General features: G+C 67.3%; 8 protein-coding genes. 2 read left to right on the top strand and 6 right to left on the bottom strand.

Translation table 11 applies throughout. The features are described 5' to 3' along the window. The first annotated feature begins 508 nt into the window (after positions 1-508). A complete protein-coding gene (locus ACODT0_RS40695) occupies positions 509-1597 on the top strand; it encodes a sensor histidine kinase (RefSeq protein WP_489043890.1) in 1089 nt (362 codons plus the stop codon). 550 nt (positions 1598-2147) lie between these two features. Here ACODT0_RS40695 and ACODT0_RS40690 read toward each other — a convergent pair. Genes ACODT0_RS40690 through ACODT0_RS40670 form a run of 5 tightly spaced genes read right to left on the bottom strand, consistent with a single transcriptional unit; the run spans position 2148 to position 6816 of the window. Further along, on the bottom strand, positions 2148-2423 hold the full coding sequence (locus ACODT0_RS40690) for a type II toxin-antitoxin system RelE/ParE family toxin (protein WP_057597131.1): 276 nt from the start codon (positions 2421-2423) through the stop codon (positions 2148-2150). Next, the gene (locus ACODT0_RS40685; protein ID WP_412179427.1) at positions 2423-2845 is read right to left on the bottom strand and encodes a CopG family ribbon-helix-helix protein; all 423 of its coding nucleotides are present in this window, start codon (positions 2843-2845) and stop codon (positions 2423-2425) included. The genes ACODT0_RS40690 and ACODT0_RS40685 overlap by 1 nt, the downstream gene beginning before the upstream one ends. A gap of 25 nt (positions 2846-2870) precedes the next feature. Next, on the bottom strand, positions 2871-5396 hold the full coding sequence (gene ctaD / locus ACODT0_RS40680) for a cytochrome c oxidase subunit I (protein WP_489043889.1): 2526 nt from the start codon (positions 5394-5396) through the stop codon (positions 2871-2873). An 8-nt stretch (positions 5397-5404) separates the two neighbouring features. Further along, the gene (gene coxB / locus ACODT0_RS40675; protein WP_296733232.1) at positions 5405-6373 is read right to left on the bottom strand and encodes a cytochrome c oxidase subunit II; all 969 of its coding nucleotides are present in this window, start codon (positions 6371-6373) and stop codon (positions 5405-5407) included. Beyond that, on the bottom strand, positions 6370-6816 hold the full coding sequence (locus ACODT0_RS40670) for a c-type cytochrome (protein WP_479668656.1): 447 nt from the start codon (positions 6814-6816) through the stop codon (positions 6370-6372). Before ACODT0_RS40670 ends, coxB begins: the two co-directional genes overlap by 4 nt. Before the next feature lie 74 nt (positions 6817-6890). On the opposite strand from ACODT0_RS40670, the gene ACODT0_RS40665 reads away from it, so the two are divergent. Then, entirely contained in the window at positions 6891-7766 is an 876-nt protein-coding gene (locus ACODT0_RS40665; RefSeq protein ID WP_479668655.1) for a c-type cytochrome, read from the top strand. Positions 7767-7843: 77 nt separating this feature from the next. Here ACODT0_RS40665 and ACODT0_RS40660 read toward each other — a convergent pair whose 3' ends face one another. Next, complete coding sequence (locus ACODT0_RS40660; protein ID WP_479668654.1) at positions 7844-8527, bottom strand: hypothetical protein; 684 nt, start codon at positions 8525-8527, stop codon at positions 7844-7846. Position 8528: the final 1 nt, after the last annotated feature.

The following is an 8528-nucleotide window of genomic DNA, read 5'->3' as shown; positions in this document are numbered from 1 at the left end:
ATCCAGGGTTGGCGCGCGAGGCGGATCGAAGCTTTCATGGGTCTCCCGCGTCTTCAAAGTTCTGGAGAAGCGGAATACCTCTCGCAGGGACGCCACGCTGATACGCAGAGAAACAATTTTCAGATTCGGCGGGAGAGAGACCATCGCTGCCAGGGTCTGGACGACACTCCGACGGTGTCGGCCCGCCGGTCGACCGCGCCGACACTCTGCGCGTGCTGCGCGTGCTGCGCGTGCTGCGCGGCGCCTACGCTATAGCGGTCCAGCGTAACATGCGGGTTTTGCATGGGCTTTGCTTGCAGCCCTGGACGTCGGCGTCGAGGCTGCTGAACGTTACTGTCCAGGAGAAGCAATGAATCCAAGTCCACAGGTCGAGCCACCGCGGGCCGGAAGCGGACACCCAGCCGATTCGCTGCCTCTCGAATAGGATGCGCCGTCCAAGTACCGAACTCTGGCCGACTTCATCGACGAAGGGTTCTGTGTCATTCGACCGATCTTCAACGACCAGGGAGTGGGGGTCGACTACACGTTCTTGGAAGTGAATCGGAGATTCGAGACGGAGACCGGGCTGCGCCAGGCAATCGGAAGGCGGATGTACGAGCTCGCGCCGGCAAACGAACCGTTCTGGGCCGAGACCTACGGACGCGTCGCGCAAACCGGGGTGCCGACCAGATTCGAGCATCAGGCAGAGGCACTGGACCGCTGGTATGACGTGTTCGCGTTCCGGGTAGGCCGCCCCATCGAATGGCAGGTTGCACTCTTGTTTCGAGACATCTCCCATGAAGTTCGGGCTCGGACTGCTGCGGGAAATGCGGCTCGGCGGAAGGACGAGTTCATGGCCATCCTCGCGCACGAACTACGCAATGCTCTTTCGCCCATGCGTCTCGCCGTCCGGCTGGCTCGCATGGCGCCAGGCAAGGACGACGTGACCAGCGCTCTCGACATGATTGACCGGCAGATCACGCATCAGGAGGCGCTTATCACCGACCTCAGCGATCTCGGAGAGATCGCGCGCGGTGATCTCAAGCTTGGCATGACGCTGTGCGACCTAAGACAGGTCGTCGAGCTGGCATCAGACATGGCTAGAAATTCGATCGAGTCACGATCGCAGACCTACAAGAAGCATTTGCCCCATGAGAGTGTCATGGTCCGGGGTGACGTGCGCCGGTTGGTGCAAGCGGTTTCCAACCTGCTTCTCAACGCATCGAAATACACGCCCACAACTGGCAAGCTCGTAGCGAGCATCAGCGTTGAAGGAAGAGCCGCGGTCATAAAGGTCAAAGACAACGGGGCAGGCATTCCCGCCAACCGTCTCGCAGACATCTTCGACCTGTTCTCCCAGATCGATGCCACTCGGCACCGCTCGGAAGGAGGGCTTGGCATAGGTTTGGCCGTGGCTCGAAGCGTGGCTCAGCTTCACGGAGGAACCATTGAGGCGCACAGCAATGGTCCCGGAACGGGTAGCGAGTTCGCATCACCCTGCCTCTGGCGGACGACCGCGCAATGCACCGAGCTGGCCGGACTTCAAGCCCAAATACAGCATTGTCTGCATGCATTTCCTGTGGGGATTTTGTGGGGATTTGCATCGCTCGCTGCTTGACAGCGAGAGAGTCGGCCTTGTAACTTCAGGTCGTCTCCTCAAGCAGCCTCGGCTGCACTTCGCCCGCCGGGCTCCCCCGCGCGGGTATTTTTGTCGAGCGCCAGGCAACGTCTGGTCTATGGCACCTAGATGGACTCTGTCGGACTCCTTCGCCTCTGAGACTGCGCGCTCAGCGCATGCCCATCCATCGGACACATAGGGGATGTTGCCGGGATTTCAGGTTGTACCTCGGAGGGGATCGCTCTGCACCTCATGCCCGTAGCTTGTCGTCGTCGAAAGGTAGCGTGCACATGATGCGGAGGGCATGCAGTCGCTCGGCAGCATTCGTGAAGGCGGCTTCGAGTTCCTCATCGGTCACCTCTGGATGTCCAGCCGGTGGACAAAGATGGGCCGGTTTTTTTCGTACAACCCGTCAAGTTTTTTGCAGGCCAACGAGTCATACCGTGGAGGCAATCTCCTCCGTGAGATACGAGTCTTCCAGCGCGCACCTGCCGTCAGTTCGATTTCGGCGGGCAAGTCCGCTGCTTGGGATATGCCGGCAATTTGGAGGCTAGCGATCTTCGCGTGTATGAAACATGCGAACGATGTAGATCGTGTCCGCATCAATGTGGTAGCGGAGTTCGTAAGTTCCCACCAGCAGGCGTCGGACTTCGTGCGGCTGAAAGCCTTCGAGCAGACGGCCGATGCGAGGATTCGCCAGCAGGGTAGCCGGCGCCGCTGCGAGCATCTGCACCGTGCGCGCTGCGGCGTCCGGGTTGGCCGGCTCGAGAAATTCATGCAGGCGCTGGAGGTCGGACAACGCCTTCGAGGTCCAACGGACTTCCATTACCTGGATTTCGGAACAGGCAACGGCTGGGCAGTCCCCAAGGATTGCGCCCACCGATGAACCTCACCATGCTCCACGGTGCGTCCTGCTCTGATGTCGGCAAGACCTTCCAAGGTGAGGCGCCGGCGCTCGTTCTCCTGCTCGACCCATGCCGAAAGCGCCTGTTTGACCACCCACGCGCGCGATCGATCGAGTTCCGCAGCGTAGCCGTCGATCTGGTCTGCGAGTTCAGTCGACACGTGGGCCGTGATCACCTTGGTCGATGCAGATTGAGTCATAAGTAAATCATATCGAATCAAGACGACTCGATCAAGTATGGGTAGGGTTTCGACGCTCAGACGTCCCTGGCTCAACGCAGAGTGGTTACACAGGAAGCGCGGCGCGGCAGAGATTCCGCATTCCTCGCGCGAGCCGATCCACATCGATGCGGACCGTTGCTGCGCTGCTTCACGTCGCGAGCAGCGGCATCCATTGCACCGCGAGCGCGCCGATCGCCGTCTGCGCGCTCGCGCCATGCCACAGCGGCTGCGTGTTGTCGATCGTCGCGCGCGCATCGGTGCGAAGCCGGCCGCTCCACGAGCGCGCGAGCACATAGCCTCCCATCAACAGCAGCACCGCGAGGTGGAAGCCCTGGTAGCCCAGCAGCATCGCCACGCCCGCGCTCCATGCCTGCGCGCGCGGATCGAGGCCGGTTTGCGCATGGCTCCAGAGGTCGACGCCGAAGCCCGCGGCCGCACAGGCCATCGCGAGCATGACCAGCCAACGCAGGCCACGTTGTCGCGCTGCGTCGTCATGGCGCAGGCCGCGCGTCGCGAACACCAGCGCGAGCGAGCCCGCGAGCATCAGCAGCACGGCCGCGGCGGGCCAGCGCAACGCCGGCAACGCGGCACCGGCCGGCGGGCAGATTTCGGCTGCCATCGACACATGCACGTGTGCCCACAGCAGCGAGGCAAAGATGCTCATGTCGACCGCGACCAGCACCACCATGCCCCACCATGAGTGCGAGGCGCGGCCGACCGCGCCGACCGGCAGCCGTCGGCCATGCCCCACATCGGCCGTGGACACGGGCGGCGGGCTGTCCGCCCCCCAGAGCCAGAACACGATGACCCCCACCGCGAGCACGCCGCACAGCCCCGCGAGCAGCACCTGCTCGACCGTCAGCAGCAGGAAGAAGCCGGCCGTGCCCGCGGCCGCCACCAGCGGCGACCAGCCGTCGGTGGGCAGGCGCAGCAGGTGCAGCGGCCGCGCATCGCGCGGGCTCGTGACCAGCGTCTCGCGGCCGCCGAAGACCGTGCCCGGCAGCCAGTGGCGGCCTTCCTCGACCTCGCGCGCCAGCGCGGGACGGCGCCACAGCGGATAGCGCGAGGCGATCTCGGGAATGCTGCGCACCGCGTACTCGCGCGCGGGCAGCCATTCGAGCGTGCCCGCGTTCCAGGGGTTGCCGTGTTCGCGCCCGGGCTTGCGCAGCGTGCGCGCCACGTCGACGACGAACAGCAGCACGCCCGCGGCGAACACGAAGGCGCCGATGGTCGACAGCAGGTTGAGCGCGTTCCATCCGAGGTCGCCCGGGTAGGTGTAGACGCGCCGCGGCATGCCCATCAGGCCCGCGATGTGCATCGGGAAGAAGGCGAGGTTGAAGCCGCCGAATATCAGGCCGAAGGCCCAGCGCCCGCACCGTTCCGAGAGCCGGTGGCCGTTGAACAGCGGCGCCCAGTGGTAGAGGCCCGCGAACACCGGGAACACCATGCCGCCGATCAGCACGTAGTGCAGGTGCGCGACGATGAAGTAGCTGTCGTGCGCCTGCCAGTCGAAGGGCAGCACCGCCACCATCACGCCGGTGAGTCCGCCCAGCACGAAGATGAAGTGGAAGCCCAGCAGGAACAGGGTGGGCGTGTCGAGCCGGATGCGGCCGCTCCAGAAGGTGGCGATCCACGAGAACACCTGCAGGCCGCTGGGCAGCGCCACCGCGAAGCTCGCGGCCGACACCAGCCGCAGCGACCAGGTCCCCAGGCCGGCCGTGAACATGTGGTGCACCCACAGCAGGAAGCTCAGGGCGCCCACGGCCATCAGCGCGATCACCACCGCGCGGTGGCCCACCAGCGGCGTGCCCGCGAGCGTGGCGGCCATCATCGAGACCAGGCCAGCGGCCGGCAGGAAGATGATGTAGACCTCGGGGTGGCCGAAGAACCAGAACAGGTGCTGCCACAGCACGGGATCGCCGCCGCGCGCGGCGATGAAGAAGGGCCAGTCAAAGGCGCGCTCCATCTCGAGCAGCAGCGTGGCCGCGATCACGGCCGGGAACGCAAACACGATCATCAGCGCGCTGACCAGCATCGCCCACGCGAAGATCGGCATGCGCGCGAGCGTCATGCCCGGCGCGCGCGTGAACAGGATGCCGATGATCAGCTCGATCGCGCCCGCGATCGCCGAGATCTCGATGAAGCCGATGCCCAGCAGCCACCAGTCGGCGCCGCGCCCCGGCGAGAACTCCTTGCCGGTGAGCGGTGGGTACATGAACCAGCCGCCATCGGGCGCCTCGCCGAAGAACAGCGTGCCGAAGAACACCAGGCCGCCGATCGCATAGGCCCAGAACGCATAGGCCGACAGGCGCGGAAAGGGCAGGTCGCGCGCGCCCAGCATGCCCGGCAGCAGGTAGACCGCGATCGCCTCGACGATCGGCACCGCGAACAGGAACATCATCACCGTGCCGTGCATGGTGAAGAGCTGGTTGTAGGTCCTGGGGTCGATCAGGTCGTTGTCGGGCACGGCGAGCTGCGCGCGCATCACCAGCGCGAGCACGCCGGCGAGCACGAAGAACAGCATCGCGGTCGCGATGTAGAACACGCCGATCTGCGTGTTGTTGACGGCCGAGAGCCGGCGCCAGCCCGAGGGCGGGCGCCAGGCGCGCTCGAGCGCGTCGCGCCCGGCTTCGGGTTGCGGCGCGTTGGCCACCGGGTCCAGGGGGGCGTTCATGGCGGTGCTCATTGCAGCTGCGCGAGCCAGCGCGCGATCGATTGCAGCGTCGGATCGTCGATCCGTTCGTGGGAGGAAGGCATGCGCGCGCCCGGCTTGGCCTGCTGCGTGTGCGCGACCCAGGCCGCGAGCTGGTCGGGCGTGTTGGGCACGGTGCCGGCGCCGAGGTAGAGCCGGCTGCCGACGTGCGTGAGGTCGGGGCCGAGCCGGCTCTCCTCGCTCACGCCGCGCACCGTGTGGCAGGCGTTGCAGCGGTTCGCGAGGAAGGCGTCGCGCCCGCGCGCGAGGTCGGCCGTCAGGTCGGTGCCAGCCGGCCGCGCCTGCGCCGCGAGCCAGGCATCGAAGGCCGCGGGTTCCTCGGCCACCACGTGCAGCGCCATGCGCGCGTGCTGCTCGCCACAGTACTCGGCGCATTGGCCGCGCCAGGCGCCGGGCCCGTCGGCCTGCAGCAGCAGGTGCTGTACGCGGCCCGGCAGCATGTCCATCTTGCCGCCGAGCGCGGGCACCCAGAAGCTATGGATCACGTCGGCGCTCGTGAGGCCGAAGTACACCGGCCGGCCCGCGGGTATGCGCACCTCGTTCGCGGTGCGGATCTCGGCACCGCTGGCCGGGTCGCGGTAGCGCACCTCCCACCACCACATGTGGCCCGTGATGCCGATCACCAGCGCATCGGCCGGTGGCACCGGGCGCCACGCGGGGCGATGGCGCTCGTCGTAGAAGAACAATGCGACCAGCACCACGGCCGGAAACGCGAGGCCGCCGCCATAGAGCCACCACCGGGCCTGCGCGCGCGGCATCGCACGCGGTGCGTTCCGGCGCGCGCGGCGCACCGCGAGCGCGAGCAGCGCCATCACGAGCACGAAGATCGCGGCGGTGCCGCCGATCAGCACCCAGCTGACCTCGAGCAGCATGTCGGCCACCGGTCCCGCGGCATCGAAGGCCGAAGGCGAGGGCGGCGCGGTGGCGGAACGGCTCATTCGAGCGCCAGCAGGTAGGCCGCCATGTCGCGCGCGTCGCGCGGCGATACGCCCATCGACGGCATCGCGGTGCCGGGCACCAGCGCGGCCGGTGCCTCGATCCAGCGCGCGAGCGTCTCGGGCCGGTTCGGCAGGTGGCCCGCGATGTAGCTTCGGCGCCCGAAAGCATCGAGTGGCGGCGCGAGGCTGGCGCGCGCGGCCGGCACCTTCGGGATCGCATGGCAGCTGCCGCACTGGTATTGCGCGAGCAGTTCGCGCCCGCGTTCGAGTTGGGCCGCGGGCGCATCGCCGTGAGGCAGCGGCGTGGGCCCGAACGCGGGCAGGCCGCGGCCCGAGAGTTCGCAGCCGCCCGCGAGCCCGACGGCCGCCACCGATAGCGCGGCCAGCGCGGCGCGGCCGCGGCGTGCGCGAGGCGGCGGGCAGGCGGGCGACGCATGGGGCATGGCCGATTCTTGCTGGGGCGGACGCGGTTTGCGCCGACAGAGCGGCCCGCACCCGCGTCGGACAATGCCGCCACATGAATGCGCCCAAGACCGTCGCGCTGACCCTGGCCGCGCTGGCCGGCGGCGCCGCAATCGGCGCGGCGGTCATGGTATGGGGCGGCGTCTACGACGTGGCCTCGAACGTGCAGCACACGCAACCCGTGTATTCGCTGCTCGAGACCGCGATGCGCCAGTCGGTGCGCTGGCGCGCGCGCGGCATCGAGGCGCCACCGCTGGGCGATGCGCGGCAGCTCGCGCAGGGCGCCGCCTGCTATCGCGCGCGCTGCGTGCAATGCCATGGCGCGCCGGGCGTGGCGCAGGACGACATCGGCAAGAGCATGCAGCCGCTGCCCGGCCCGCTGGTCGACGCGCGCCAGCGCTGGAGCGCGCGCGAGCTCTACTGGCTCACGCGCAACGGCATCAAGATGAGCGGCATGCCGGCGTGGGAATACCGGCTCTCCGACGAGGAGCTGTGGGCCGTGGTGGCCTTCGTCGAGCGGCTGCCCGACATGACGCCGCGGGCCTATGCGCAGGCCACGGCCTTCGAGCCGGTGCCCGGCACGCCGCGCAGCGGGGCGACAGGTGCACCGATCGGCTGCAATGCGTTGGCCAGCCGTCCCGCGACGCGGCCAGGCGATGCATTTCGCGGGCGCACCGCGCTGACGCAGTACGCCTGCAATGCTTGCCATGCGATCCCCGGCGTCACGAGCTCGCAGCCGAACGTCGGCCCGCCGCTGGCCGGCATCGGCCAGCGCGGCCTGATCGCGGGCCGGCTCGCCAACACGCCCGAGAACATGGTGCGCTGGCTGCGCCACACGCGCGAAATCGATCCGCTCACGGCCATGCCTGAGATGGGCGTGGCAGAGCAGGATGCGCGCGACATCGCGGCCTACCTGGGCACCTTGAACTGAACCGTCGCTGCTCAGGGCAAACACACCCCGCGCGGATGGCTGGCCGCCGCCTCGCCGGGGCCGTATTGCGCCTTGCTTCAGCCCATTGCCGGGATGGACGGCGACGTGTTGCGCCAGATGGCGATGAAATCCGGGCTTCCGTTGAGCGCGCGGGAGTACAGCCAGGGCGGCGTGATCTTCTCGTGCGGAAGCGACAAGATGGGTTTGCACCGATGTACCTGTTCGTTGCCGATGAAGATGTACTCTTCACAATTTCGGAGGATGGCAGCCTCGTCCACGCCTGTGACGCTCCCCCCTCGTTGGGGAGCGGCTTCATCGAAGCGGTGCGTGACCCAGCAGGCGATGACCACCTGCGGCCGGTACGTGGCGACCGCACGCTCGGCATCAAGTTTTTCGACGTGATTCCCATAGCGAATCGTCGGCTGACCGATCGATTGATAGTACGCGCCGATCGTCGGGTCTTCCTGCTGGCGGTTGTCGGTGGCGGGGATGGAGAGCGCCTGAGCCAGCATCCCATGACCCGCACCGATCTCTATCGCGCTGCGGCCGGCAAGACGCGCGCGCAGAAACTTCAGAAGTTCCGTTGTAGGCAAGCCGTAGATGCCATGACGTACCCCAAACAACAGCCGTTCTTCGGCCGTGGTCTGCGCAAGCTCGCGGGCATCGCGAACCAGAAGCTGACCCTTGGCATCCAACAGAAGGTGCGCGAGGTCTCGCGTCTTTTTTGGATCGAGGACGAAGGCTTCGCTGGCGTTGCTCATG

Source organism: Variovorax sp. FG153 (assembly GCF_057809595.1).
Note: the sequence above shows the minus strand (reverse complement) of the source record. Positions and strands in the feature narration are given on the sequence as shown.